This window comes from Collinsella aerofaciens (genome assembly GCF_039752955.1).
Taxonomy (GTDB): domain Bacteria; phylum Actinomycetota; class Coriobacteriia; order Coriobacteriales; family Coriobacteriaceae; genus Collinsella; species Collinsella aerofaciens_BI.
The window spans coordinates 1-24,478 of the sequence record NZ_JBDMHB010000031.1 but is presented as its reverse complement, the minus strand read 5'-3'; the positions used below and the strand labels follow the sequence as shown (position 1 = coordinate 24,478).

18 protein-coding genes are annotated in these 24,478 nt (G+C 58.9%); 13 read left to right on the top strand and 5 right to left on the bottom strand.

Features of this window, described 5'->3' with window-relative positions:
* Nucleotides 1-291 precede the first annotated feature (291 nt).
* Genes ABHR75_RS07375 through ABHR75_RS07365 form a run of 3 tightly spaced genes read right to left on the bottom strand, consistent with a single transcriptional unit; the run spans nt 292 to nt 4,963 of the window.
* The gene (locus ABHR75_RS07375; RefSeq protein WP_117855785.1) at nt 292-2,148 is read right to left on the bottom strand and encodes an ABC transporter ATP-binding protein; all 1,857 of its coding nucleotides are present in this window, start codon (nt 2,146-2,148) and stop codon (nt 292-294) included.
* On the bottom strand, nt 2,148-4,517 hold the full coding sequence (locus ABHR75_RS07370; protein ID WP_346963992.1) for an ABC transporter ATP-binding protein: 2,370 nt from the start codon (nt 4,515-4,517) through the stop codon (nt 2,148-2,150). The genes ABHR75_RS07375 and ABHR75_RS07370 overlap by 1 nt, the downstream gene beginning before the upstream one ends.
* Nucleotides 4,514-4,963, bottom strand: coding sequence for a MarR family winged helix-turn-helix transcriptional regulator (locus tag ABHR75_RS07365; RefSeq protein WP_271761294.1), 450 nt, complete (start codon nt 4,961-4,963; stop codon nt 4,514-4,516). Before ABHR75_RS07365 ends, ABHR75_RS07370 begins: the two co-directional genes overlap by 4 nt.
* Nucleotides 4,964-5,513: 550 nt before the next feature.
* On the opposite strand from ABHR75_RS07365, the gene pflB reads away from it, so the two are divergent.
* The 11 genes from pflB to yihA all read left to right on the top strand — a co-directional run bounded on the left by pflB (nt 5,514) and on the right by yihA (nt 18,791).
* A complete protein-coding gene (pflB, locus tag ABHR75_RS07360) occupies nt 5,514-7,565 on the top strand; it encodes a formate C-acetyltransferase (protein ID WP_055310750.1) in 2,052 nt (683 codons plus the stop codon).
* Between the two features lie 85 nt (nt 7,566-7,650).
* The gene (grcA3, locus tag ABHR75_RS07355; protein WP_117583521.1) at nt 7,651-7,902 is read left to right on the top strand and encodes an autonomous glycyl radical cofactor GrcA3; all 252 of its coding nucleotides are present in this window, start codon (nt 7,651-7,653) and stop codon (nt 7,900-7,902) included.
* Nucleotides 7,903-8,205: 303 nt separating this feature from the next.
* Nucleotides 8,206-9,216, top strand: coding sequence for a LacI family DNA-binding transcriptional regulator (locus ABHR75_RS07350; protein WP_346963991.1), 1,011 nt, complete (start codon nt 8,206-8,208; stop codon nt 9,214-9,216).
* A gap of 183 nt (nt 9,217-9,399) precedes the next feature.
* Complete coding sequence (locus tag ABHR75_RS07345) at nt 9,400-10,782, top strand: family 43 glycosylhydrolase (RefSeq protein WP_035137642.1); 1,383 nt, start codon at nt 9,400-9,402, stop codon at nt 10,780-10,782.
* Between the two features lie 45 nt (nt 10,783-10,827).
* Nucleotides 10,828-12,279 carry a PTS transporter subunit EIIC gene (locus ABHR75_RS07340; protein ID WP_346963990.1) on the top strand — a complete coding sequence of 484 codons (1,452 nt, stop codon included), beginning with the start codon at nt 10,828-10,830 and terminating at the stop codon, nt 12,277-12,279.
* A 101-nt stretch (nt 12,280-12,380) separates the two neighbouring features.
* Nucleotides 12,381-13,823, top strand: coding sequence for a glycoside hydrolase family 32 protein (locus tag ABHR75_RS07335; protein WP_346963989.1), 1,443 nt, complete (start codon nt 12,381-12,383; stop codon nt 13,821-13,823).
* A gap of 276 nt (nt 13,824-14,099) precedes the next feature.
* Nucleotides 14,100-14,954 carry a DegV family protein gene (locus tag ABHR75_RS07330; protein WP_346963988.1) on the top strand — a complete coding sequence of 285 codons (855 nt, stop codon included), beginning with the start codon at nt 14,100-14,102 and terminating at the stop codon, nt 14,952-14,954.
* Between the two features lie 187 nt (nt 14,955-15,141).
* Nucleotides 15,142-15,960 carry a pyruvate formate-lyase-activating protein gene (gene pflA / locus ABHR75_RS07325; RefSeq protein WP_346963987.1) on the top strand — a complete coding sequence of 273 codons (819 nt, stop codon included), beginning with the start codon at nt 15,142-15,144 and terminating at the stop codon, nt 15,958-15,960.
* Between the two features lie 264 nt (nt 15,961-16,224).
* Nucleotides 16,225-17,343, top strand: coding sequence for a serine hydrolase (locus ABHR75_RS07320; RefSeq protein ID WP_346963986.1), 1,119 nt, complete (start codon nt 16,225-16,227; stop codon nt 17,341-17,343).
* Between the two features lie 78 nt (nt 17,344-17,421).
* The gene (gene mtnN / locus ABHR75_RS07315) at nt 17,422-18,162 is read left to right on the top strand and encodes a 5'-methylthioadenosine/S-adenosylhomocysteine nucleosidase (protein ID WP_346963985.1); all 741 of its coding nucleotides are present in this window, start codon (nt 17,422-17,424) and stop codon (nt 18,160-18,162) included.
* 38 nt (nt 18,163-18,200) lie between these two features.
* Nucleotides 18,201-18,791, top strand: a complete 591-nt coding sequence (yihA, locus tag ABHR75_RS07310; protein WP_055252447.1) for a ribosome biogenesis GTP-binding protein YihA/YsxC — start codon at nt 18,201-18,203, stop codon at nt 18,789-18,791.
* 258 nt (nt 18,792-19,049) lie between these two features.
* Here yihA and thrB read toward each other — a convergent pair whose 3' ends face one another.
* Together thrB and thrC are read right to left on the bottom strand one after the other, a co-directional pair.
* Nucleotides 19,050-19,931, bottom strand: coding sequence for a homoserine kinase (gene thrB, locus ABHR75_RS07305; RefSeq protein ID WP_138374602.1), 882 nt, complete (start codon nt 19,929-19,931; stop codon nt 19,050-19,052).
* A gap of 203 nt (nt 19,932-20,134) precedes the next feature.
* Nucleotides 20,135-21,652 (bottom strand): threonine synthase, encoded by a 1,518-nt coding sequence (gene thrC, locus ABHR75_RS07300; protein WP_195245871.1) that lies wholly within the window; start codon nt 21,650-21,652, stop codon nt 20,135-20,137.
* Nucleotides 21,653-21,756: 104 nt separating this feature from the next.
* Between thrC and ABHR75_RS07295 the strand changes: the two genes are divergently transcribed.
* Both ABHR75_RS07295 and ABHR75_RS07290 read left to right on the top strand, forming a co-directional pair.
* A complete protein-coding gene (locus ABHR75_RS07295) occupies nt 21,757-23,145 on the top strand; it encodes an aspartate kinase (protein ID WP_346963984.1) in 1,389 nt (462 codons plus the stop codon).
* Nucleotides 23,146-23,318: 173 nt separating this feature from the next.
* Nucleotides 23,319-24,344 carry an aspartate-semialdehyde dehydrogenase gene (locus ABHR75_RS07290; RefSeq protein WP_138374600.1) on the top strand — a complete coding sequence of 342 codons (1,026 nt, stop codon included), beginning with the start codon at nt 23,319-23,321 and terminating at the stop codon, nt 24,342-24,344.
* Nucleotides 24,345-24,478: the final 134 nt, after the last annotated feature.

Here is a 24,478-nt window from a genome sequence, read left to right as displayed (position 1 = left end):
GCGGTGTCCCCTCCCTTTCAAGAAAGAGAAGAGGCGGGGCATGCCCCGCCTCTTACACCACATCTCTGCGCGCTACCCGCGTGTAAGCTGTGAAAACGGCATTTGGGGCTGTTTTGGCTGTTACTAAAAAGGTAACAGTACTCATATTTGCCCTTTTTTGCCCACGGGGTCTGGAAAGCGCCGTCAATGAGGTCTCAGGAAAAGCGTTTCGAGGCTCGAAGGACACAAAACGGGGGCGCAGGTTGTCCTGCGCCCCCGTTCTCGGGCGTCATCATTTCTCTGCGGCCGTATCTATGCCGCCTCGTCGAACTGCGAGTTGTACAGGTCGGCGTAGAAGCCGCCCTGGGCGAGCAGCTCGTCGTGCGTGCCCTTTTCGACGATGTCGCCGTCGCGGATCACCAGGATCACGTCGGCGTTGCGGATCGTGGACAGGCGGTGCGCGATGACAAAGCTCGTGCGGCCCTGCATTAGCGCATCCATGGCACGCTGAATAAGCTCCTCGGTACGAGTGTCAACGTTGGAGGTCGCCTCGTCCAGAATCAGTGCCGGGCGGTCGGCCAAAATGGCGCGGGCGATGGTCACGAGCTGGCGCTGGCCCTGTGAGAGGTTAGTGCCCTCCTCGTTGATCATAAAGTCGTAACCGCCGGCGAGCGTATGGATAAAGTGGTCGCAGCGTGCGGCGCGTGCGGCGGCCTCGACCTCGGCGTCGGTCGCATCGGGGCGTCCGTAGCGGATGTTCTCGCGGATGGTGCCGTTAAACAGCCAGGTGTCCTGCAGCACCATGGCAAACTCGCCGCGCAGCGCCGCGCGGTCCCAGTCGCGCACGTCGACGCCCTCGACGCGCAGCGAACCGCCGTCCACGTCGTAGAAGCGCTGCAGCAGCTTAATGAGCGTGGTCTTGCCGGCGCCGGTGGGGCCGACGATGGCGATGGTCTGGCCGGGCTGCGCCTCGCAGCTAAAGTCGTGGATGATGGTCTTGTCGGGCGTGTAGCCAAACTTGACGTGGTCAAACTCCACGTGGCCGGGGCGCTTCTCGGGAATCTGCGCGTCAGCTTTCTGTTCCTCCTCGGGCGCGGCCAGGAACTCAAACACGCGCTCGGTGGCGGCGGCCATCGACTGCATCGTATTGCTCACGTTGCCCAGCTGCTGCACCGGCTGCGTAAAGTTGCGAACGTACTGGATAAAGCTCTGGATGTCGCCGGGCGTGGCATTGCCGGTCAGCGCGAGCTGCGCGCCTACCACGACGACGCCCACGTAGCCCATGTTGCCCACCAAGCTCATAAGCGGCATCATCAGGCCCGACAGGAACTGCGAGCGCCAGCCACTAATAAAGAGGCGGTCGTTTTGACGGTCGAACTCCTCGATTGAGGCCTCGGCGCGGTCGAACACCTGGATGACGTTCTGGCCGGCAAAGTCCTCCTCGATAATGCCGTTGACGGCGCCCAGGACTTGCTGTTGCTCGCGGAAGTACGGTTGCGAGAAGTGAATCATCACGGTCAGGATAATCGCGGCGGCCGGCAGCGTGAGCACGGTGACGCCGGTGAGCGGCAGGCTGATCGACAGCATCATGACGAGCACGCCGATAATCTGCGTCACCGACGTGATGAGCTGCGTCACGCTCTGGTTGAGCGACTGGCCGAGCGTATCGACGTCGTTGGTGATGCGACTGAGCACGTCGCCCTTGCTGTGTCCGTTAAAGTAGCTCATCGGAACGACGGCGATCTTGGCGGCGATCTCCTTGCGCATGCGATAGCAGATCTTTTGCGTGACGCCGGTCATGAGCCAGCCCTGGATGAGGCTGCAGACAGAGCTCGCCAGATACAGGCAGAGCAAAAAGCCGAGCGTCTTGGCAATCCAGGCAAAGTCGACATCGCCGGTGCCGTTGACCTTGGCAACTAAGCCCTCGAACAGTTTGGTGGTAACCTGACCGAGCACCTTGGGCCCCACAATGTTAAAGATGACCGAGCACACGGCAAAGGCGACGGCGGCAAACACGGCAATCTTGTGCTGGCCGATATAGCCGAGCAGCTGCCTCATGGTGCCCTTAAAGTCCTTGGCCTTTTCGCCACGACGCATGCCGCCCATGCGGCCCATGGGACCACGCTGGCGGGTGGGCTTGGGAATCTGAGTCTTGGTCTCGTCTGCCATTAGCGCTCGCCTCCTTCCATGACGGCTGCAATTTCTTTTTGGGTAAGCCCCAGCTCCTCGGCGGAAAGCTGCGACTGTGCGATCTCCAGGTACGCCGGGCAGCTGCGTAGCAGCTCCTCGTGCGTGCCGGTGCCCACTACGTGGCCGTCATCGAGCACGATGATCTGGTCGGCGTGCATGATGGTCGCGATGCGCTGGGCCACGACCACGAGTGCGGCGTCGGTAACGTTTTTGGCCAGCTCCTCGCGCAGGCGCGCGTCGGTCTTGTAGTCGAGGGCGCTAAACGAGTCATCGAACACCACGACCTCGGGCTTTTTGGCCAATGCGCGGGCGATGGCCAAGCGCTGGCGCTGACCGCCCGAGACATTGGAGCCTCCCTGGCTGATGGGGGAGTCGTAGCCGCCCTCGCGCTCGGCGATAAAGTCCTCGGCTTGTGCGATGCGCGCTGCTTGGTGCATGTCATCATCGCTCACCATGTCGCCGGCAAACTTGAGGTTGCTCTCGACAGTGCCCGAGAACAGGCGCCCCTGCTGCGGGATGTAACCAATGCGGCGACGCAGCTCGGAGAGAGTCATGTCACGCACGTCGACGCCGTCAAGCGAAATGCTGCCGCCCGTGACGTCGTACAGGCGCGGAATCAACTGCACGAGCGTGGACTTGCCCGAGCCCGTGGAGCCAATGATGCCGAGCATCTGACCGGCATGTGTGGTGAAGTTCACGCCGCTGATGACATCGGCGCGGGCGTCGGGATACTGGAAGCTTACGTCACGGAAGGTGAGCTCACCGCGCGGCGCGCTGGCAGCAGGCAGTTTGGGCGAGGCAGGGTCGTTGATGCTCGTGGGGCAGGTGATGACCTCTTCCACGCGCTCGGCTGCGACCTCGGCACGGGGCAGAATGACCGACACCATGGTGAGGATCATAAACGCCATGACGATCTGCATGGTGTAGGAGATAAACGCCATCATGTTGCCGACCTGCATCACGCCGTCGGACACGCCCTGCGCGCCAAACCAGACGATAAGTACGGTGATGCAGTTCATGACGAGCATCATGAGTGGCATCATAAAGCTCATGGCGCGGTTGGTGTAGAGCTGCGTGGTCATCAGGTCGAGCGACGCCTTGTCAAAACGCTCGAGCTCATGCTCCTCGCGGTTGAATGAGCGGATGGGCATAAGGCCGTCGAGCAGCTCACGGGCGGTAAGGTTCACGCGGTCAACAAAGCTCTGCATCTTTTTGAACTTGGGCATGGTGAGGCCCATGAGCACGCCGACGACGGCCGAAACCGCGATGATGGCCACAGCGATGGTCCACTCAAGGCCGGTGTGGTTGGCCAGGACGCGCATGACGGCGACGATGCCCATGACGGGGGCCATCAGGCACATGCGGATAAACAGAGTTGCGGCCATCTGAATCTGCTGAATGTCGTTGGTGCAGCGGGTAATGAGCGAGGCCTGGCTAAATTTGCCCACCTCGGCCGGCGAGAAGTGCATAACCTTATTGAAGGTCTCGCGGCGCAGGTCGCGGGCGATGGAGCAGGCGGTGCGCGAAGCCACGGCACCGGTCAGGATGGTGGCGACGAGCGACACCAGGCACAGCCCAAACATCGTGGTCGCCATGCGGCCCAGGTAGGCGTTTTGCACGTCGGCGGGGTCGATGCCCTGTGCCTTGTACTCGTCCTGTACATAGCTCACGGCGCGCTGGGTGACGATGGAGCCCGACATGGAGCCCATTTTGTCTGCCATATCGTTGGCGCCCTCGACGAGCTTGCCCTGATCGATAAGACCGCCTTCAACGCCTAGGCGCAGGCTCTTCATGGTGATCTTACCGCCATCGGCATCAATCTGCTTTTGCATGTTCTGCGCCGCTGCGACCTTCTGCTGCATCTCGGCGAGCTGCTCGGGCGTCATCGCCGCCATCTGCTCGGGGGTGGGCATGGCCTGGGCGGCGCCGCCATCGCTTGCCTCGGTGGATGCGCCGGTCATGTCGCCCATGGAGTCGGCGTCGATGCCCTGGTTGAAGGCGAGCACGACGGTCTCGGGCAGGCTCATGATGTCGGCAATCTTGCCGCCGTCGGCGCGCTCCTCCTCGGTGCCCTTGTACGTTCGAATGCCGTTATTGTCCGCATTGCTAAACACGGCCTCCACAGTTTTGGCGTCCTTGGCGCTCATAAAGAGTTCGAGGTCGTCGAGCGATTCGGCGCGAATGGTGTCGGGCACGGGCGAGGCGATACCGCCTTGCTGCACGCCCACGTCGACGATATCGCTCATATAGGTAGGCAGTGCCAGGTCGGCGTTGCAGCTGATTACGATGAGTACGATAGCTGTGAACAGTGCCAGGATATGCTTTTTAAAGAGCTTGAGAATCCTCACTCGGCATCTCTCCTTTCTTGATTGTGGTCGATAATTTCGTTGGCACGTCTAAGAAGGCGTACCATCTCTTGGGTATCTGTTTCGCCGAGCTGCTCGAGGAAAGCCGCGGTGCGGTCCTCGAATTCCCGGCGTTTGATTTCGAGATCCTGGAATCCCTTGTCGGTCACTATGACGTGTACGCGACGACGGTCGGTCTTTGAGTGCTCACGCTCAACCCAGCCCTTGGCTTCGAGAGCGCGTAGGATATTGGCAATGCGGGCATTCGAGACCCAGGCGCGATCAGCGAGCTCGCTCGGCGTGAGCGAACCGCCAGCGAGCATAAGGGCGCGCATGACAGCCATCTCGCCGCTGAGAGCTTTGTCCACAAAGCGCGAAACGCGCTGGTGAATGCCGCCAAACTCGGTAAGGAGCTGACGCCCAAGCTCATGGAAATCGGTATCTTCCACCAAAAACCCCTAACACTAGAAACTATTTTCGGTAAAAGATGATACCCTTGCACGCGCGCCCTATACGGTAGATTTTGGGACATGCCTAGAAAACTACCTTTAGGCGACCTCCGTACACCGTCGGTGCCAGTAAAGTTTGGGGCAGATCGTTAGGCATGCCCCAAAGCCTACTCAGAGGCACTTTACCATGCTAAAGCTGGCATAACAGCTAGAGTGAACGTCGTACAAAGGCAAGGAAAAATACCAAACAAATCGGTGAACGGTAGTTGTTCGCGCTCGCATTTCCTGCGGATTTGTTAAAAACGCTCTAATGGTATAAAAAAAGAAACATATAACAGCCCTGATGAAGGGGGTAGCTATGTTATCCTTCTCAAACGGGTGAAATCTTGGGTTTTGGGTTGCAGTTCCAAGGTGGACAAACGTTTTTCCCTGTACCAACGTGTGGTGAAGAACGGAAGAAGCCGGTAGTGCAAGCCGATAATTCAAGAATTCAATAAGCAGCGGTGTGAGAGAGCGCCGCATTACACGTAACTAGGAGCGTGGTTACACAATGCAGGAGGCATGGGAAGGCTTCAAGGAAGGCATCTGGACGGGAGAGGTTGACGTCCGAGACTTCATCCAGAAGAACTACACCCCCTACGAGGGCGACGAGTCGTTCCTCGCCGGCCCGACCGAGCGTACCAAGGAGCTGTGGGGCGAGGTTCTCGACCTGCTGCTTAAGGAGCGCGAGCAGGGCGGTGTCCTCGATATGGACACCAAGACCGTCACGGGTATCGTGAGCCACCCCGCTGGCTACATCGATAACGCCCACCGCGAGAAGGAGACCATCGTCGGCCTCCAGACCGACAAGCCGCTCAAGCGCGCTCTGCACGTCAACGGTGGTATCCGCATCGCTTGCCAGGCCGCCAGCCAGCACGGCTACAAGGTCGACGAGAACGTTGTCGAGCGCTACACCTTCGAGCGCAAGACCCACAACGCCGGCGTCTTCGATGTCTACACCCCCGAGATGCGCGCCTGCCGTTCGGCCCACATCATCACCGGTCTGCCCGATGGCTATGGCCGCGGCCGCATCATCGGCGACTATCGTCGTGTTGCCCTGTACGGCGTCGACTACCTGATCAAGGACAAGGAGGCCCAGAAGGCTTCCACCCCGACGGTCATGACCGCCGACAACATCCGCGATCGTGAGGAGCTGCAGGAGCAGATCCGCGCCCTCGGCGAGCTCAAGATGATGGCCGAGACCTATGGTTTCGATATTTCCAACCCTGCTACCAACACGCAGGAGGCCATCCAGTGGATGTACTTCGCCTACCTCGCTGCCGTCAAGGAGCAGAACGGCGCTGCTATGTCCATCGGCCGTACCTCTACGTTCATTGACATCTACGCTGAGCGCGACCTTGCCAACGGTACCTTCACCGAGGAGCAGATCCAGGAGTTCGTGGATCACTTCATCATGAAGCTCCGCATGGTCAAGTTTGCCCGTACCCCCGAGTACCAGGCCCTGTTCACCGGCGACCCGCAGTGGGTCACCGAGTCCATCGGCGGCATGGGTGTTGACGGCCGTACGCTCGTTACCAAGATGAGCTACCGCTACCTGCACACGCTCGAGAACATGGGCACCAGCCCCGAGCCCAACATGACCGTTCTGTGGTCGACCCGTCTGCCCGAGAACTTCAAGAAGTTCTGCGCCAAGACTTCTGTCGCCAGCTCCTCGATCCAGTACGAGAACGACGACCTCATGCGCGTTTACCACGGCGACGACTACGGCATCGCCTGCTGCGTGTCCTCCATGCGCATTGGCAAGGAGATGCAGTTCTTCGGTGCCCGCGCCAACCTGGCCAAGTGCCTGCTCTACGCACTTAACGGCGGTGTTGACGAGGTCTCCAAGAAGCAGGTCGGCCCCAAGTACCGCGCCGTCGAGGGCGATACGCTCGATTACGACGACGTTGTGGCCAAGTACAACGACATGATGAAGTGGCTCGCTGGCGTGTACGTCAACTCGCTGAACATCATTCACTACATGCACGACAAGTACTGCTACGAGCGCATCCAGATGGCTCTGCACGACAAGCACGTGCACCGCTGGTTCGCTACGGGCATCGCTGGCCTTTCCGTCGTGGCTGACTCCCTGTCCGCCATCAAGTACGCCAAGGTCCACCCCGTCCGTGACGAGAACGGCATCATCGTCGACTTCGAGACCGAGGGCGAGTTCCCCAAGTACGGTAACGACGACGACCGCGTCGACCAGATCGCTCACGACGTTGTGCACCAGTTCATGGAGTACATCCGCATGAACGATACCTACCGCAACTCCGTGCCTACGACCTCGGTTCTGACCATTACCTCCAACGTCGTGTACGGTAAGAAGACCGGCTCCACGCCCGACGGCCGCAAGGCTGGCCAGCCGTTCGCCCCGGGTGCTAACCCCATGCACAAGCGCGATAGCCACGGCGCCATCGCTTCGCTGTCTTCGGTTTCCAAGCTCCCGTTCCGCGATGCTCAGGACGGCATCTCCAACACCTTCTCCATCATCCCGAGTGCGCTCGGCAAGGAGGACCAGGTGTTCTTTGGCGATATCGACCTTGATCAGCTGGGCGAGTAACTATTGTTAGTGCTATACTAACAATAACGATTACTGATTAGCGCGCCGGTTTCGGCCGGCGCCTATTAATCGAAGGAGACACATTATGAAGGTTTCTGAAGTTTCCGAGACTCAGGCCGATAACCTGGTCCACATGCTCGACGCTTACGCCGAGAAGGGTGGCCACCACCTGAACATCAACGTCTTCAACCGTGAGACGTTGCTCGACGCTCAGGCTCACCCCGAGAAGTACCCGCAGCTGACCATCCGCGTTTCCGGCTATGCCGTGAACTTCCACACGCTCACCAAGGAGCAGCAGGACGAGGTCATTTCGCGTACCTTCCACGACAAGTTCTAAAGGGTTCAACTCCTGTAGGATTACTGGGGCCGGTTTTGGGTTATTTCCCAAAACGTCCTCGGACATGCAAAGAGGCTCCGCTGCGCGCGTTGCGCGGCGGAGCCTCTTTGCGTCCTGCGGGATGTTTTGGAAAATAACCCAAAACCGGCCATGTGGGGTCCTTTGGAGTCACCCTTTAGGCGGAACTCTCCTAATTATTTGGATGAGTCGTTTACTTACTTGTGCTGTTACCGTCTTCCCGCTGTTGTTGGGGTATGCTTTGTTCGTATGTAAACGTATGACATGTTGATGGGGGAGGGTGCTATGGCTCGCGAGAGTGCTCGTTCTAAGGATACGGCTAAGCCTGGCATCAAGGAAGTTGCGGCGGTGGCGGGGGTTTCGCCTACTACGGTATCTCGTGTGCTTAATAATCGTGGCTATATTAGCCAAGAGACCCGCGATAAGGTCCATGCCGCGATGGAGCGCATCAACTATACGCCCAACGATATCGCCCGTGCCATGCTCAACGGTCGCCTGAATCTTATCGGTATGATCGTTCCCTTTGTGAGCAGCCCGTTCCATGCTCAGGTTGTGCAGGCGGTCGAGCGCACGTTAGCGGAAAACGGCTTTAAGATGTTGCTGTGCAACAGCGCCAATCGACCCGATCTTGAGCGTTCCTATATTGACATGCTCCGCCGCAATATGGTCGACGGCGTCATCGTCAACTCCCTCAATATCGGTGCCGAGGCATATGCCGAGATGGGCTTGAGCCTGGTTGGCATCGACTGCGATCTTGGCGAGGGCTCTGTCCAGATTGCAAGTGACAGCTATGGCATTGGCGAGCTCGCCACGCGCCGTCTGATTGATGACGGCTGCAGGCGTATCCTGTGCCTGCGCAGCAATAGCCGCATGTGCATGCCTGCCAATAAGCGTACCGATGCCTACCTCGATGTTGTTGAGCAGGCCGGTTTATCCGCGCTTGTCCGTGAGGTTGAGTTCGTTAAGCCCGACGACGAAAAGGGCGCGGTCGTTGCGAAGATCCTCGATGAGAACCCCGATATTGACGGCATCTTTGCGGGAGACGATACGATGGCGGCCATCTGTCTCAACGTGATGAAGCAGCGTGGCTTGAGCGCTCCAGACGATATTAAGGTCGTGGGCGCGGATGGTGCCCGCCGAACTATGACGTTTATGCCTGACTTAACAACCGTACGTCAAGATATCGATCGCATCGGAGAGCTCGCGGCGCAATCCATCATCGCTCTTATTAACGGCGATAATCCCGAATCGAATATCAAGCTCCCCGTTGAACTCATTGAGGGCAAAACCGCGTAGTTCATCCCGTGCGAAAAGAATTCCTCAAACGCCTCTGATGACCGTTCGCCGGCATATGTCAACCGTTTACCGACGACTGGAACTGCGAAAAGACGTATTGATATGAAAACGTTTGACATATGAAAACGATTGACATATCTTGCCATTGTACCGAGTTAGCATGTCGTGGAAAGGAAGTCTCGGATGCACAAGGTGTATTACCAGCCTGAGGGAATTTGGGTAGGCGACATCATGCCGTACGGCGAGGACGGCACGTTCTATCTCTATCATCAGCGTGACACGCGTAACCCCGAACCTTTCGGAGAGCCGTTTGGCTGGGCACTCGCTACGACCAAGGATTTCGTCAACTACAAGGACTTTGGCGAGAGCCTTGAGCGTGGCGGCGACGAGGAAGTCGACCAGTACATTTATGCCGGCACGGTGTTTAAGGTGGGCGACAAGTACCATGCGCTCTACACTGGTTGCAATCGCGATAAGGTCCGCGCACGTTTGATGAAGCAGGTTCTTCTTCACGCAACGAGCGACGACGCCGTCAAGTGGGAGAAGAACATCGCCGAGACGCTGCTTCCGCCCCAGGAGGGCTACGACGACCGCAACTGGCGCGATCCCTTTGTGCTTTGGGATGAGGAGAACGAAGAGTACATGCTCATCCTCGGCACACGTGTGGGCGAGGACAAGCGTCTGATGACCGGTCGTCTGGTCAAGTTCACCTCCAAGGACCTGACCAACTGGGAGTTCCAGGGCGACTGGTGGAACCCGGGCCTGTACACCATGTTCGAGATGCCTGATCTCTTTAAGATGGGCGACTGGTGGTACCTCGTCTTTTCCGAGTACAGCGACGGCAACAAGACCCGTTACCGCATGTCCAAGTCCATCAACGGTCCTTGGATTACCCCCGCTGACGACTCCTTCGACGGCCGCGCGTACTACGCCGCTCGCACCGCATTCGATGGCGAGCGCCGCGTTCTCTTTGGTTGGGTTCCTACGCGTGACGAGGGCGGTGACCCCAGCTCTTACCTGTGGGGTGGCACTTTTATGCCCCTCGAGATCGTTCAGCGTGCCGACGGAACGCTCGGCACCAAGCTCCCCGACAGCATGCTTGGCGCCTTTGGCGAGGCTAAGGCAGTCGAGACCTTTGAGCTTTCCTGCGAGTCGGGCAAGGTCGAGCAGGTGCTCGCCGCAGATGCCGGCTCCACCTACTTGCTCGATGCCGACATTGAGCTCGGCGGTAACGCTGCCGGCTTCTCGGTCAAGTTCGCCGAGGACGCCGAGACCGGTCTTGCCTATGAGTTCCGCGCCAACCTGCGCGAGGGCAAGCTCGAGTTCACGCCGGCTCCCCAGTACCCGTGGTTCCAGGTCAACAACATGGGCCTCGAGCGTCCGTTGTTCTTTAAGGGCGAGGGCACTCACCATGTGCGTCTGGTCGTCGACGACGACATCGCGACCATCTTTGTCGATGACGTTGCGCTCAACGCTCGCTTCTGCAACAAGCAGGGCCAGGGTGTGGCGCTTACCGTCACCGACGGTGCGCTCAAGTGCGCAAACGCAACGATCGCGTCTCTGTAGCGGCAACGAACCGTTTTATGATTTAGAAAAGGAATGGAGAGGAACATGGACTACAAGGCAGTGTCCCAGCAAGTCGTCGACAACGTCGGCGGACTGGAGAACATCGAGGGCGCCACGCATTGCGTGACCCGTCTGCGTCTGGTGCTCAAGGATACGAGCAAATACAACAAGGCCGAGCTCGAGAACATCGATGGCGTCAAGGGCGTGCTGTACAACAGCGGCCAGCTCATGATCATCTTCGGTACCGGTACCGTCAACAAGGTTTACGATGAGTTTATGGCTCTGACGGGCGTTAAGGAGATCAGCGCTTCCGAGGTCAAGGGCGCCGAGGCGGACAAGAAGGGCAAGTTCTTCTCGGTCCTCAAGGTATTCTCGGACATCTTTATCCCCATCATTCCCGCTTTCGTCGGCGCTGCTATCATCATCGGCCTTAAGTCGCTGATCGTTGCCAACGGCCTCTTTGGCATGGAAGGCAGCCTCGCCGATCACAGCGAGTTCCTCAAGAACCTCGCAAGCTTCTTTGCCATTATCGCCACCACGTTCGACTACCTGCCTGTCCTGGTTATGTACAGCGCAGTCAAGCGTTTTGGCGGTAACCCGATCCTGGGCATCCTCGTCGGTATCGTCATGGTTCACCCGAGCCTTATGAACCGCAACACGTTCGTTATGGACCCGACGGGTGCTGAGTACTGGAACTTTGGTCCGCTCTCCATTCCCATGGTTGCTTTCCAGGGCGGCGTATTCCCTGCAATCCTGACTGCCTGGTTTATGGCCAAGGTCGAAAAGATTGCCCAGAAGTACATCCCCGAGGTCGTTTCGTTCGTCTTTGTCCCGACCGTTACCCTGATTCTTGCTAACGTCGCCCTGTTCACCGTGTTCGGCCCGCTCGGCAACCTGATCGGCGATGTCCTCGCCGGCGTAATCGATATCCTGTACAACAGGATGGGCGTCTTTGGTGCCTTTGTCTTCGCCGCGTTCCTGCAGCCGCTCGTCGTTACCGGTACGCATCAGTTCATCCAGGGTATCGAGGCCAACCTCGTTGCCACGACCGGCTTCAACTACATCCAGGCCATCTGGTCGGTTTCCATCATTGCCCAGGGCGGCGGCGCCATCGGCATGTACCTCATTCACAAGAAGCATTCCAAAGAGCGCAACATTTGCATGTCGTCCTTTATCCCGACGCTGGTCGGTATCTCCGAGCCTGCTATCTTTGCTGCAAACATGCGCTATTCGATCATTCCGTTCATCTGCGCATGCATCGGTGCAGGCTGCGGCGGTGCCTTCGTGAAGTTCTTTGAGGTGCGCGCTATCGGTCAGGGTCTGACCGGTGTGCTTGGCCTGCTCATCGTTACGCCCGAGACTCTCGTGTGGTATGTGGCTGGCAATCTCATCGCCTTTATCGTGCCGATCGTCTTGATCTTTGCCTACAACAAGGCAAAGGGCGTTCCAACCACCGATGAAGAGGGCGCTGGCGCAGGCTTCGATGTCAGCTTCTAGTTGAGCCATTCAGTGTAATGTGCGGATAAGTCCATTTGAGGAAGGGCGTTCGGCTCGTGTGAGTCGGGCGTCCTTCCCTATAGACGAGAAGGTCAATGGCGATGTTTAATCAAAACAATAAGGTGACACGCGCGGACTATGAGCAGTGGCGTGCCGGACAGGATGAGACGGCGGGTCGCATCGCGTCTGACCCCGATAGGCTCCTGTTCCATGTGGAGCCTGAGCTTGGCTGGCTCAACGACCCCAACGGTTTGGTTCAGATTGGTGATACGTATCACATCTATCATCAATACGATCCGTTCGATGCTGCGCATGGCGGTCCAGTGCTTTGGAACCATCTGACGACAAAGGATTTTGTGACGTACGAGAATCACGGCCCCGTGCTGTTCCCCGATTCCGATTTGGATTCGAGCGGAGCGTATTCTGGTTCTGCCTTTGTACGTGATGGCAAGATTCACTACTTCTATACCGGCAACGTCAAGCATTTTGACCGCGATGATTACGACTACGTGTTGACGGGCCGTGAGCAAAACCAGATTCATATGGTTGCCGAGAACCCCGACGAATTGGGCGAGAAGCGCATGGCTGTTGGACCAGTCGATTACCCCGACGATATCGGTACGCATGTGCGCGACCCCAAGATCCTTGAACACGACGGTATCTACTACATGGTTCTGGGCGCTCGTACGAAAGACGATCGCGGCTGCGTGCTTGTCTATACCTCGCGCGATCTAGAGGTCTGGAGCTATGCGACGCGCATTGAGCTGGGCGAGAAGCTTGGCTTTATGTGGGAGTGCCCCGATCTGTTTGAGCTCGATGGTGAGCTTATTCTCGTTTGCTGTCCGCAGGGTGTGCCTGCCGATGGTTGGCGTTACCGCAATCCACATCAGTGCGTGTGGTTCTCCATCGAGGCCGATTGGGAGGCGCCGAGCTTTAAAATCGTCAGGCAGGGCATGCCCCCGATGGTCGATGCCGGTTTTGATTTCTATGCTCCGCAGTCCTTTGAGGATGCTGCAGGCCGGCGTTTGATGATCGGATGGTCGGGTTGCCCCGACGCGACGGCAGAAAACCCGACGGTGGCGCGCGGGTGGCAGTGCGCGTTGACGGTGCCGCGAGAGCTGAGCATACGCGATGGTAAGCTCTGCCAGCAGCCGGCGTACGAGATTGAGAGGATGCGCGGCGGCTGCGTTCGTACTGTAGGCGGAGAGACCGTCGAGGAGCCGGGCCGCCTGTTTGATCTTGTGGTTTCCTGCGAGGGCGCCAAGATGGTCGAGCTCGAAATTCGCAAGGGTGTCTTTGTACGTTATGCGGACGGGATGCTTACCCTCGACATGGGTGACGAAGGCTATGGGCGCGACCAAAGGTCGATCGAGCTCAGCGAGCTTCGCGACCTGCGCGTGCTTTCGGACACTACGATGGTCGAGATTTTTGCAAATGGCGGCGAGGCGGCACTTACGAGCCGTACCTATTCGCCGGCGGTTCCGGCGATGGGGTTGCATGCCGAAGGTGCGGCGTCGATGGAGTTCTACCGCCTCGCGCATTAACCGTGCGTGGAGCACGATTGGACTTGCTGGGCGGAATGTGTTGCAGTTGCCGCAGCGAACTACCGTTTATCGCGTATAGCTACCGTTTGCGGAGTAAGTAACACCTATTAATAAACCGTGTAGAATCTCAGATAAGCACGGAGTTTTCCAGGGAGACGCTGTCCTTTGTTGTGTGCAAGGGGCGGCGTCTCTTTGGCGCTCTGCCGCCGTTGTGCAACAGTGCGGCGGCGCGTGCCATGTATTGAAAAGCCAATGTCGAGATGGGTCGTGATAATAATGGGCAAGTACGTAATCGTGGTCGAGTCTGGGTCGGATGTGACGCCGGAGCTCTGCGAGCGCTACGGCATCGTGCGCGTGCCTATGCATGTCACGATTGGTGACGAGACCGTCGAGGACGGCTCCATCGATCCGCTCGAGATTTACTCGCGCTGCAACGAGTTTGGCGTAATGCCCAAGACCAGTGGCTGCGCGCCTGCGGATTTTGCTCACGTGTATGACCGTATCCATGCCGAGCAGCCCGATGCGACCATTCTGCATCTTGCGTACTCCGAAGTCACGACTTGCTCGCATCAGTCCTCCAAGATTGCGGCTAAGGGCCGCGACTACGTATTCTCCATGGATACGCGTTTTGTCTCGGTGGGCCAGTCGCTCGTTGCCGTCGAGACCGCCAAATACATCGAGGCTCACCCCGATGCCACCGTCGACGAAATTTTCGCCTTCACCAATTCGGTGATGGACCGTGTGCTGCTGGGCTTTGTTCCTACCGACCTAGCCTTCCTTAAGGCGGGAGGTCGTCTGTCCAACGTGGCATTCCTTGGCGCCCACCTGCTCAAGATTAAGCCCTGCATTGAGGTGACGGGCGGTAAGTTTGTGGCGACCAAGAAGTTCCGCGGCTCTATGCTCAAGTGCGCCCGCGCCTTTATTGACCACATGGTTGCGAAGGGCGAGATTGACTACTCGCACATTGGCCTGGCGTATTCGGTAGGCCTTTCCCAGGAGCTGCGCGACGACATGGAAGTCTATGCGCACGACCTGGGCTTTAAAGACGTTACCTGGACTCAGGTCGGCGGTGTCATCTCGAGCCATTGCGGCCCGACCGCCTTCGGTGCGGTGCTCACGCTCAAGGCGTAAGGCCTGGCGTCTATCGATTTCTATTGCCACGGCGGCGGGCGGGTTGCGATAACCCTCCCGCCGCTCTTGCGTTGGGTCAAATAGAACAGCCCAATTGACCGCTAAACCATTTCACCATCATGCGTATGGGCTAGAATGGCTCTGGCATTTTAATTGGTTGCATCCAAGGAGAGGCAAGGTAGCGCGAATGGCAGAAATGACGCTTGAGGGTGTGGACGCTCGTCCCGAGGACTCTGCGTTTGCCCTTGGCCGCGTGCATTCAATCGAGACGATGGGAACGGTCGACGGACCCGGCATCCGCTTTGTGGTGTTTGTTCAGGGCTGTCCCATGCGCTGCGCGTATTGCCACAATCCCGATACCTGGTCGGTCAACGGCGGCACGATGGTGACCGTCGAGCACCTCATGGATGAGTTCCAGAGTAACCACGAGTTCTATCGCAGCGGCGGAATTACGGTTTCGGGCGGCGAGCCGCTTCTGCAGCCCGAGTTTTTGGCCGACCTGTTCCGTGCAATGCACAACAACCCCGATGGTCGTGTGCATACCTGCTTGGACAGCTGCGGCTATGCGTTCGATCCCAACCACCCCGAGAAGTTCGATGCCGTTCTCAACGAGACCGACATGGTGCTGCTCGACATCAAGCATGCCGATCCGGCTGAGCATAAAAAGCTGACCGGTTGTGATCCCGCACGCATCCTGGCGTTTGGCGATGAGCTTGCACGTCGCAAGATCAAGGTCGTTATCCGCCACGTGGTGGTGCCGGGCATTACCGACACGGTGGAGGAGTGCGAGAAGCTCGGTCGCCTCATCGCTCCATGGCACAACGTGGTGGGCCTGGAAATGCTGCCGTATCACACGATGGGTGTCGTCAAGTACGAGCAACTGGGCATTCCCTATAAGCTCGAGGGCGTGCCCCAGATGGATACCGCGCGTATGCCCGAGCTGCGCAATGCCGTTATGGCCGGCATGAAAGAGCGCCGTGCGGAGCTAAAAAACGCCATCGGCTAGCGTGCCATTTTTGCGCCCCAAAGGCACTCATTGGGGACAGACTTAAATGAGCGCCCCTGGGCACCAAGTTGATTGCCAAAGAGCCCCGTCCTTAAAAGACTGCTCTCTGGGTTGCGGTGAGATGCGCAACAGAATCGTGCCATTTGGATAAATACGCTTGTGGTTTCTTTAAAGACACCTTAAACGCCGCTGAATATCTTTGGAAAGAAATGCCTGCTCGGTATCATACTGCTCGTATATAAACGGTGGCAGTCAGGAGACCACGTGCGAAACATCGCATCGCGGGACGAGTATGTGCCGCAGCATGGCAGCAGATATAAGACGAAGGGCACGTCTTCGCGTGGCCTTGCCGGCGCTCGCATCCGCGTGAGGAAGATTGCCGCCATTGGGATGCTAACGTCGGCGGTTATTATCCTCGGAATTACCGTTAAAACCTACGCCTCGGAGCGAACGGTGCGCCCAGATGCGTCAACGGTACAGCTGCAAAACGAGAAGGTTTCAAAGTTCAAAGCGTCGGCAGATCAAGCTCTGTCGACGGCAGATCTCAAGACGAGACTTTCGAAGGCGGACTTCAACGATATCCCTTCGGGTGATACCGTTCGGACCTTCTCGTTGGTGGATAACAAGACTCCTGCCTTGGAGGATGAGAGCCTTGCCTCGCTCCAGGATGCCCTGTGTCGGGCGCAGGAGCTGGGCGACGTGGGTGTAGTGTTCTACGACCTATCGAGCGGTAGGGGCGTGACGTATAACGCCGATGTCGAGGTGTATGGAGCGAGCAGCTACAAAGCGCTGTATGCGCTCTATATTTGCGAGACGTTGGTCGAATCGGGGCGGGTGTCGCTCGATGGGCCTTTAGCCACGTATGGTGGTTGCAGCATGGGCTGGCAGACGGTGCGCGACCTTATCGAGAATGCCGTCGCCAACTCAGACAACGATTCGTTTATCGCGTTACGCGCGGCGTTTGACCATGATGGCTATGAGGATTGGATTGCCAATCTGGGTGTTGATGACGAAACGGCACTGAATCCGATGAGTGATTTTCCGACCTACTGCCCGCGCACTTCTGCGAGGTTATGGCGCGAGATGAGCGAGTATCTGAGCATGGATACCGAGACTTCACAGTGGCTGTCGGGCCTTCTGGCATCAACATCGCGCTCGTTTATTCGCGATGGCATTGCGGACGAGCAGGTTTTGGTGCGCAACAAGGCAGGCTGGATTAGCGAGGATGGTTACTACTCGACATGCGATGCGGGCCTTATCGACATCGATGGCTGTACCTATGTCATGGGTATCATGACATCGATGCCGTGGAGCGACCGCTCGAGCGAGGTTACGGCCGCGATTGCAAAGGCTCTGTTTGATACGCGAGCTGCACTGGCTTAGCGTGTTCGTTTGACGAGGTCAAACAAAATGCTGGTACCATACCTTGGTTGAGAATTTCGTATAGGTTTGGGGAATGGTATGGCTACCATCGCGATTATCGGTGCGCTCGAAAAAGAGATCATGCAGATTAAGGAAGAGCTGAGCGACGTTTGCGAGGCACGGGAGGCAGGCTTGACCGTTGTGAGCGGTGAGCTCGACGGCCTGACAGTTGTCGCCACAACGGCGGGCATGGGCACGGTGAACGCCGCCGCTGCAACACAGCACCTCATTAGCAAGTATGCTCCGCAGGCTGTTGTGTTTTCGGGCATTGCGGGCGGTTTGAACCCCAAGCTCCATATCGACGACGTGGTCATTGGCAAACGCCTACGCTATCTGGATACCGATACCGCGCTTATCGCCGAGTCCGCACCGGGGCTCGAGGAGTTTGGCTCGACGCCCGCGCTGGTCGATATTGCCGCCGACGTGCTTGCTGAGCGTGGGTTTGTTGACGCTTCGACAAATGCAGTCGCTTCGAATGAGGGCAACAAGCAGTTCCTGGTCGGCACGATTGCCACGGGTAACCGTTTTGTGACGGGCGCCGCCATGCGCAACGACGCTATCGAGGCGACGCATGCCGATTGTGTCGGCATGGAGGGCGCGGCAATTGCCCATGTCGCAACCAAAAATGGTGTCGATTGCCTGGTGTTGCGCGCTATCAGCGATAATTGTGACGAGGCGTACGATGCAATTTGCGAGCGAGAGTTCGATCTGTTCGAGTACGCGCGTGTCGCAAGTGACATTACGCTCGATATCGTCCGCCGCATTGCCGCTGCGCAATAGCGCGTCTATTTGTAAGAACCTACGACCAAGGAGTGTCCATGGCCGATTCCATTAACTATCAGCTTGCCAAGTTCGTCGCCAGCTACGGCAAGGTTTCGCAGATCCCCGAGTCCACCTGCCCCGAGGTGAGCTTTGTCGGCCGCTCCAACGTGGGCAAGTCGTCCATCATGAACAAGCTCTTTGGCCGCAAGAACCTGGTCAAGGTTTCCAGTACGCCGGGCAAGACGAGCAACATCAACTTCTTTGAGGCCGATGACGTGCATTTCGTGGACCTGCCGGGTTACGGTTTCGCCCGTCGCTCCAAGGCCGAGCGCGACCGCTGGGCCGAGCTTATCGGCGACTTTTTCGACTCCGAGCGCAGCTTTAACTTGGTCGTCTCGTTGGTGGACATTCGTCACGACCCCAGCAAGCTCGACCACGACATGATCGACTACCTACAGGGCAACGAGTTCAACTTTATCGTCTGCCTCACCAAGGCCGACAAACTCAGCCGCACCCAGCAGGCCCGCCAAGCAGCAGCCATCAAAAAGCAGCTCAACGTCCCGGCCGAGAACGTGATCATCACAAGCTCCCAGACCGGTACCGGCATCGACGAACTCAAGCGCCGCATCGCCGAAGCCTGCCTCTAATAAGTGCCCCAGCCTAGCAAGAGCCCCTATCAATAAAAGGCCATGATTTCAGCCTGGCGCCCCTTCAAAGCGTGGGTCCCTGTAGACATCGCTAGCTACGTTGCCATAGGGCCACCCAGGGGCATCCCCTTAAAAACATTCCGCAGCACGAGGCCCGCTTATCCGCAGCTCCGAAGGAGCAGGATAAGTGGGCCTCAAGTGCGAGGACGTTTTTAAGGGGATGCCCCTGGGTGGCCCGGACAGACCGATCGGCGATGTCTACAGGTACTCGATTTGAGCGCCTTCCGTGTCGCACGTCAGAATATGCGTATCACACTTAGGGAACTGCTCGCGCAGCTTGACCTGCAGGAACTTTGCCACGATGGTGTCGTCGGTCACAGCCATGAGGGTCGAGCCCGAGCCGCTAATCCAGATGGTCTTAGCGCCGCCGTTAAGGCAGGTGTCGCGCACGGCGTTGTAGTCGGGAATCAGGCGGCGACGATAGGGCTCCTGAATGCGGTCGTCATTGGCGGCGGCAATCAGGTTGAGGTCACCGGTCTCCAAGCCGCGCGTCATACCGGCGATGCGGCCCATCTGCCACACGGCGGTGGAGAGCGGAATCTCCTGCGGCACGACCTTGCGCGCCTCGCTCGTGTGTACCTCGTAGGGCGGAATCACGGTAATAAAACGCAGGCGATCGCTCACCTCGTAGCGCAGGCACTGGGGGAGCGAATCGGTCGGCGTAAAGGAGCAGACGGCGCCGCCCAGGATAGCGGGGGCGACGTTATCGGGATGGCCCTCGACCTCGGTGGCGATGCGAACCAGCTCGGCGCGGTCGACGGTGTGGCCTGTCAGTGCGGCGGCGGCCATAATGCCGGCGACGACGCAGGTGGAGCTGGAGCCCAGGCCGCGGGCGACGGGCACGTCGGTCTGGATGTCGATGGCAACGGGAAAAGCCGGCTCGCCCCAGGCGGCCAGAGCATCGACAAAGCTTACATAGACCAGGTTATTCTCGTTTTGGAACTCTTCGGGGCAGCCCGTGATGGTGAGCTTGTCGGCGCGCTCAAAGGTAAAGTGCGAGTAGAGGCTGACGGCCATGCCGAGGGTATCGTAGCCAATGCCCAAGTTGGCGCTTGTTGCTGGGACGGTGATCTTGATCATGTGAGTCCTCCTGGCGTGCCTGGCTGTTTAGTTCGCTGCTCGGGCAGTCCTGCGCAAGACGGAAAGCACATTAAGTGCTTTCCTTTGCGTGCGGAACTCGCGACGAACTAAACAGCCAGGCACGCTATGCACGTTCGTCATCATCCCGGTAGGTATCTGATAAAAGAAGGTGCGCCGGCTTTCGCCGGCGCCTTATATGGGGTTTAGTTGGTAGCCATCTTTTTTGCTGCAGACTCTACGTAGTTGGCCATGTCGGCTACGTCGCAGACGTCTTCGAAGCGGACGGGTTTGGACTCGAGCTCGGCGAGCTGGGTCGGGGCGACCGTGTTGGTGGCCTGCTCGAGTACACGCATGGCCTCAAAATCATCCTCGGGAACGTCGAGGCCCAGGGCGTCGCAGCAGGCGCGTGGGAACTTGTAGGGGCTGGCGGTCGAAAGCAGCACGCGGGCCTTAGCGCCCTCGGCGGGGGCGACCTGCTCAAAGACGTGATAGCCGCAGGCGGTGTGCGGGTCGATCACGTAGCCGTTGGCGTCCCAGCAGCTCTTGATGGCGGCGCGGACCTCGTCCTCGCTGGCCCAGCCGCAGCCAAACACGCTCTGAATCTTTGCCAGCAGGTCGGCGGGAACCTCATAGCGACCAGTCTGTGCCAGCTGCTCCATAAGGCCGGCAACGAGCTCGCAGTCGCCATCGGACAGGAAGTACAGCATGCGCTCCAGGTTGGAGCTGATGAGGATGTCCATCGACGGCGAGATGGTCGTGAAGAACGGACGGTTGCGGTCGTAGACGCCGGTGGTCAGGAAGTCAGCCAGAACGTTGTTCTTGTCGCTCGCGACGATGAGCTTGGCAACGGGCAGACCCATGCGCTTGGCGTAGTAGCCGGCCAGGATATCGCCAAAGTTGCCGGTCGGCACGCAGAACTCCACGGCATTGCCGGCCTCGATGGCACCGGCGCGCAGCAGCTGCGCATAGGCGGCAAAGTAGTAGACGACCTGCGGCACCAGGCGCCCGACGTTGATGGAGTTGGCGCTCGAAAGCACCGTGCCGGCGGCTTCAAGGCGCTCGGCCAGCTCCTTATCGGCAAAGATGCGCTTGACGGCGCTCTGGGCGTCGTCGAAGTTGCCGCGGATGCCGCAGACGGCGACGTTGCCGCCCTCCTGCGTGGACATCTGCAGATTCTGCACGCGGCTGACCTTGCCCTCGGGATAAAAGACGGTAATGCCCGTGCCCGGGGCGTCGGCAAAACCGGCAAGTGCGGCCTTGCCGGTGTCGCCCGACGTGGCGGTGACGATCATGATGCGCTCGGCGCCGCCGTCCTTGGCGGAAGTGCGGGCCATCAAGCGGGGGAGCATCTGCAGGGCGACGTCCTTAAAGGCGCTCGTGGGGCCGCCAAAGAGCTCCATCACATAGGTCTGAGGGGCGTCAGCGCCCGGCGCAGCGTCGAGTTTGACGAGCGGCGTAACCTCTTCACTCGCGAACGTGCCGCGGTATGCCTCGTCGACACACGCCGAAATTTCTTCGGTCGTGTAATCATTCAGTAACATTCCCAACACATCTTGAGCGATTTCAAAGTACGATTTATCTGCAAGCGAGCTGATATCGACCTGCTGGGTGCCGAGCTCGTCCGAGACAAACAGACCCCCGTCGGGAGCGATGCCGGTGCGGATTGCCACCTTACTTGAGCACGATAAAGTGCGTCCTCGTGTACTATGATAAGTTCCCATATAACACTGCTCCTCGGATGCCTTGGTCCCAATCGGTGAAACCATGGTATCAGAGCGCGCAAAATAGGTTCGCAGAGGCTTTTTAGAAAGGTAACCCCCAGCCCATGATTAAGATTGCCAAGTTTGGCGGCTCGTCGGTCGCCGACGCCGAACACTTTAAGAAGATCAAGGCCATCGTCGATGCCGACCCGGCTCGCCGTTTTGTGGTGGTTTCCGCCTGCGGTCGCCGCTTTAAGGGCGACACCAAGGTGACCGACCTGCTCTACCTAGTTAACGCGCACGTTAAGTACCACGTGTCGTGCGAGGAGCTGCTCGAGGACATCGGCCAGCGCTACTTTGATATTGCCGACGAGCTGGAGCTCACCTATCCCATCCGTGAGAAGTTCGCGGCCTTTGCCGAGCGCGCCCGCTCGGGCGGCTACTCCACCGAGGAGCTTGTGAGCCGTGGCGAGTACTTTACCGCCCGCCTGATGGCCGAGTACCTGGGCTTACCGTTCCTGGACGCCGCGACGGTTGTGGCGTTCCATCACGACGGTACGCTCAGCATGAATCGTACCTCCGAGTTGGTGCAGGAGTACGGTCAGCAGGGCGGCTTTGTTATGCCCGGTTTCTACGGCGCGACGCGTGAGGGCCAGATCAAGCTGCTCGATCGTGGCGGCGGCGATATCTCGGGCTCGATCTTGGCTAAGTGCCTGGGCGCCGATCTGTATGAGAACTGGACCGACGTCTCGGGCTTCTATTCTGCCGATCCGCGTATTGTTCCCGAGGCTCAGCCCATCGCCCGCGTTACCTACGAGGAGCTGCGCGAGCTTTCGTACATGGGTGCGAGTGTCCTGCACGAGGAGGCCGTGTTCCCCGTGCGCGAGGCCGGCATTCCGCTGGTCATCAAGAACACCAATGCGCCACAGGACCCCGGCACCATCATTAGCGAGACGGCTGACGAGGGCGAGGCAGAGCCCATCATTACCGGCGTGACCGGCAAGCGCGGTTTTGTCGCCATCAACGTGGCCCGCGACCGCACCAAGCCCCGCGTTGGCTTTATGCGCCGTGCGCTTTCGGTCTTCGAGCGCTATGACGTTTCCGTCGAGCATATGCCCACCGGCGTCGACCGCTTTGGCGCCGTGGTGCAGGAGCAGGATGTGCACGATTCGCTGTACTCGCTTGTGGGCGACATCCAGCAGGAGGTCGAGCCGCTCGAGATCGAGGTCGTTGAGGGTCTGGCGCTTATCGCTACCGTCGGTCGTAACCTGCGCGGCCGCGCAGGTATCTCGGGCCATCTGTTTGGCATGCTTGGCCAGGCCGGCGTGAGCGTGCGTATGATTTCGCAGAGCTGCGACGAGATCAACATCATCATCGGTGTCGAGGAGAAGGACTTCGACCTAGCGATTCGGACCATTTACCGTGCCTTCTCCGATGAGAACGGCATTGTGAAGGTCTCCGACCTGGAGGCTTCCGCGCCGGTCGATCCCGCTCTGGCTGCGCTCCACAAGTAGCTGCTATCTCGCTAGATTTTTGGGAGTTGCCTCAAAATCTACGGCGGGGCGTTTCGTTTCGGTTTCGTTTCGACGGGGCGGGTTTCGTGCCCGCCCCGTTCTTGTATAAACTGGCAACAATAATCGGCCTGCTCGGCGTGCGGGCAAAAGCCACAACCTTTAAAGGGGGAAGCATGAAACAGTACACGGTTGCTATTTTGGGCGCGACGGGAGCCGTGGGCACCCAGATGCTCGAGTGCCTCAACGAGCAGGAGTTCCCGGTCGGCAAGCTCAAGCTGTTGGCAAGCGCACGCTCCGCGGGCAAGACCGTTGAGTTCCGCGGCGAGCAAATCGTGATCGAAGAGGCTTGCCCCGAGGCCTTTGAGGGCTGCGACATCGTGCTCGGCGCTGCCGGCGACGATATCGCTAAGGAGCTGCTGCCCGAGGCCGTCAAGCGCGGAGCCGTCGTGGTCGACAACAGCCACGCCTTCCGCATGGATCCCGAGGTGCCGCTGGTCGTGCCCGAGATCAATGCCGACGATATCAAATGGCATCACGGCCTTATCGCCAACCCCAACTGCGCGACCATTATCGGCCTGGTTCCCACCTGGCCGCTGCACCAGCTTGCCGGCGTGAAGCGTATGATCGTGTCCACGTATCAGGCAGCTTCGGGCGCTGGCGCGCCCGGTATGGCCGAGCTCGAGGCTCAGCTGGCCGCCCTGGGCCGTGGCGAGGAGATTCCCGAGCCGCGCGCGTTTGCCGCCCAGCTGGCGAGCAACCTGATTCCGCAGATTGGCGGCGTCAAGGAGGAGGGCTTTACCTCCGAGGAGATGAAACTGCAGAACGAGGGCCGTAAGATCATGCATCTGCCCGAGCTGCGCGTGAACTGCACCTGCGTGCGCGTCCCTGTGCTGCGTTCGCACTCCGAGAGCATTACGCTCGAGTTTGAGCGCGACATCACGGTGGAAGAGGCCCGTGCTGCGCTGGCTGCCGCTCCGGGCGTGAAGCTGGTTGACGATATGAGCGCCGAGGATGCGCACGATCGCTTCCCCATGCCGATGGATACGTCCGACCAGGACCTGATCTGGGTCGGTCGCGTGCGTCGCGACATCTCGAACCCCGAGGCCACGCGCGGTATTACCTTCTGGTGCTGCGGCGACCAAATCCGTAAGGGCGCGGCGACCAACGCCGTCCAGATCGCTAAGCTGCTCTGCGAGTAGTGTGGCCTGTCCGGCGGGGCCGGGCTTAGTTTTCAGAACGTCCTCGACCATGTGTGGCGCTCCTATTTGGCAAGGTGTTTTTTAGAATCCATTTTGCGCTCGGCCTCGAAGGCTTGCCTGTCCCAATCGAGCGG

Bases quoted from the DNA above. Each gene is read 5' to 3' on its own strand.
- pflA (WP_346963987.1), top strand. From the start codon at position 15,142: ATGGCAGAAATGACGCTTGAGGGTGTGGACGCTCGTCCCGAGGACTCT.
- ABHR75_RS07295 (WP_346963984.1), top strand. From the start codon at position 21,757: ATGATTAAGATTGCCAAGTTTGGCGGCTCGTCGGTCGCCGACGCCGAA.
- thrB (WP_138374602.1), bottom strand. From the start codon at position 19,931: ATGATCAAGATCACCGTCCCAGCAACAAGCGCCAACTTGGGCATTGGC.
- ABHR75_RS07375 (WP_117855785.1), bottom strand. From the start codon at position 2,148: ATGGCAGACGAGACCAAGACTCAGATTCCCAAGCCCACCCGCCAGCGT.
- grcA3 (WP_117583521.1), top strand. From the start codon at position 7,651: ATGAAGGTTTCTGAAGTTTCCGAGACTCAGGCCGATAACCTGGTCCAC.
- pflB (WP_055310750.1), top strand. From the start codon at position 5,514: ATGCAGGAGGCATGGGAAGGCTTCAAGGAAGGCATCTGGACGGGAGAG.
- mtnN (WP_346963985.1), top strand. From the start codon at position 17,422: ATGGCTACCATCGCGATTATCGGTGCGCTCGAAAAAGAGATCATGCAG.
- thrC (WP_195245871.1), bottom strand. From the start codon at position 21,652: ATGGGAACTTATCATAGTACACGAGGACGCACTTTATCGTGCTCAAGT.
- ABHR75_RS07330 (WP_346963988.1), top strand. From the start codon at position 14,100: ATGGGCAAGTACGTAATCGTGGTCGAGTCTGGGTCGGATGTGACGCCG.
- ABHR75_RS07340 (WP_346963990.1), top strand. From the start codon at position 10,828: ATGGACTACAAGGCAGTGTCCCAGCAAGTCGTCGACAACGTCGGCGGA.
- ABHR75_RS07290 (WP_138374600.1), top strand. From the start codon at position 23,319: ATGAAACAGTACACGGTTGCTATTTTGGGCGCGACGGGAGCCGTGGGC.
- ABHR75_RS07350 (WP_346963991.1), top strand. From the start codon at position 8,206: ATGGCTCGCGAGAGTGCTCGTTCTAAGGATACGGCTAAGCCTGGCATC.
- ABHR75_RS07345 (WP_035137642.1), top strand. From the start codon at position 9,400: ATGCACAAGGTGTATTACCAGCCTGAGGGAATTTGGGTAGGCGACATC.
- ABHR75_RS07335 (WP_346963989.1), top strand. From the start codon at position 12,381: ATGTTTAATCAAAACAATAAGGTGACACGCGCGGACTATGAGCAGTGG.
- yihA (WP_055252447.1), top strand. From the start codon at position 18,201: ATGGCCGATTCCATTAACTATCAGCTTGCCAAGTTCGTCGCCAGCTAC.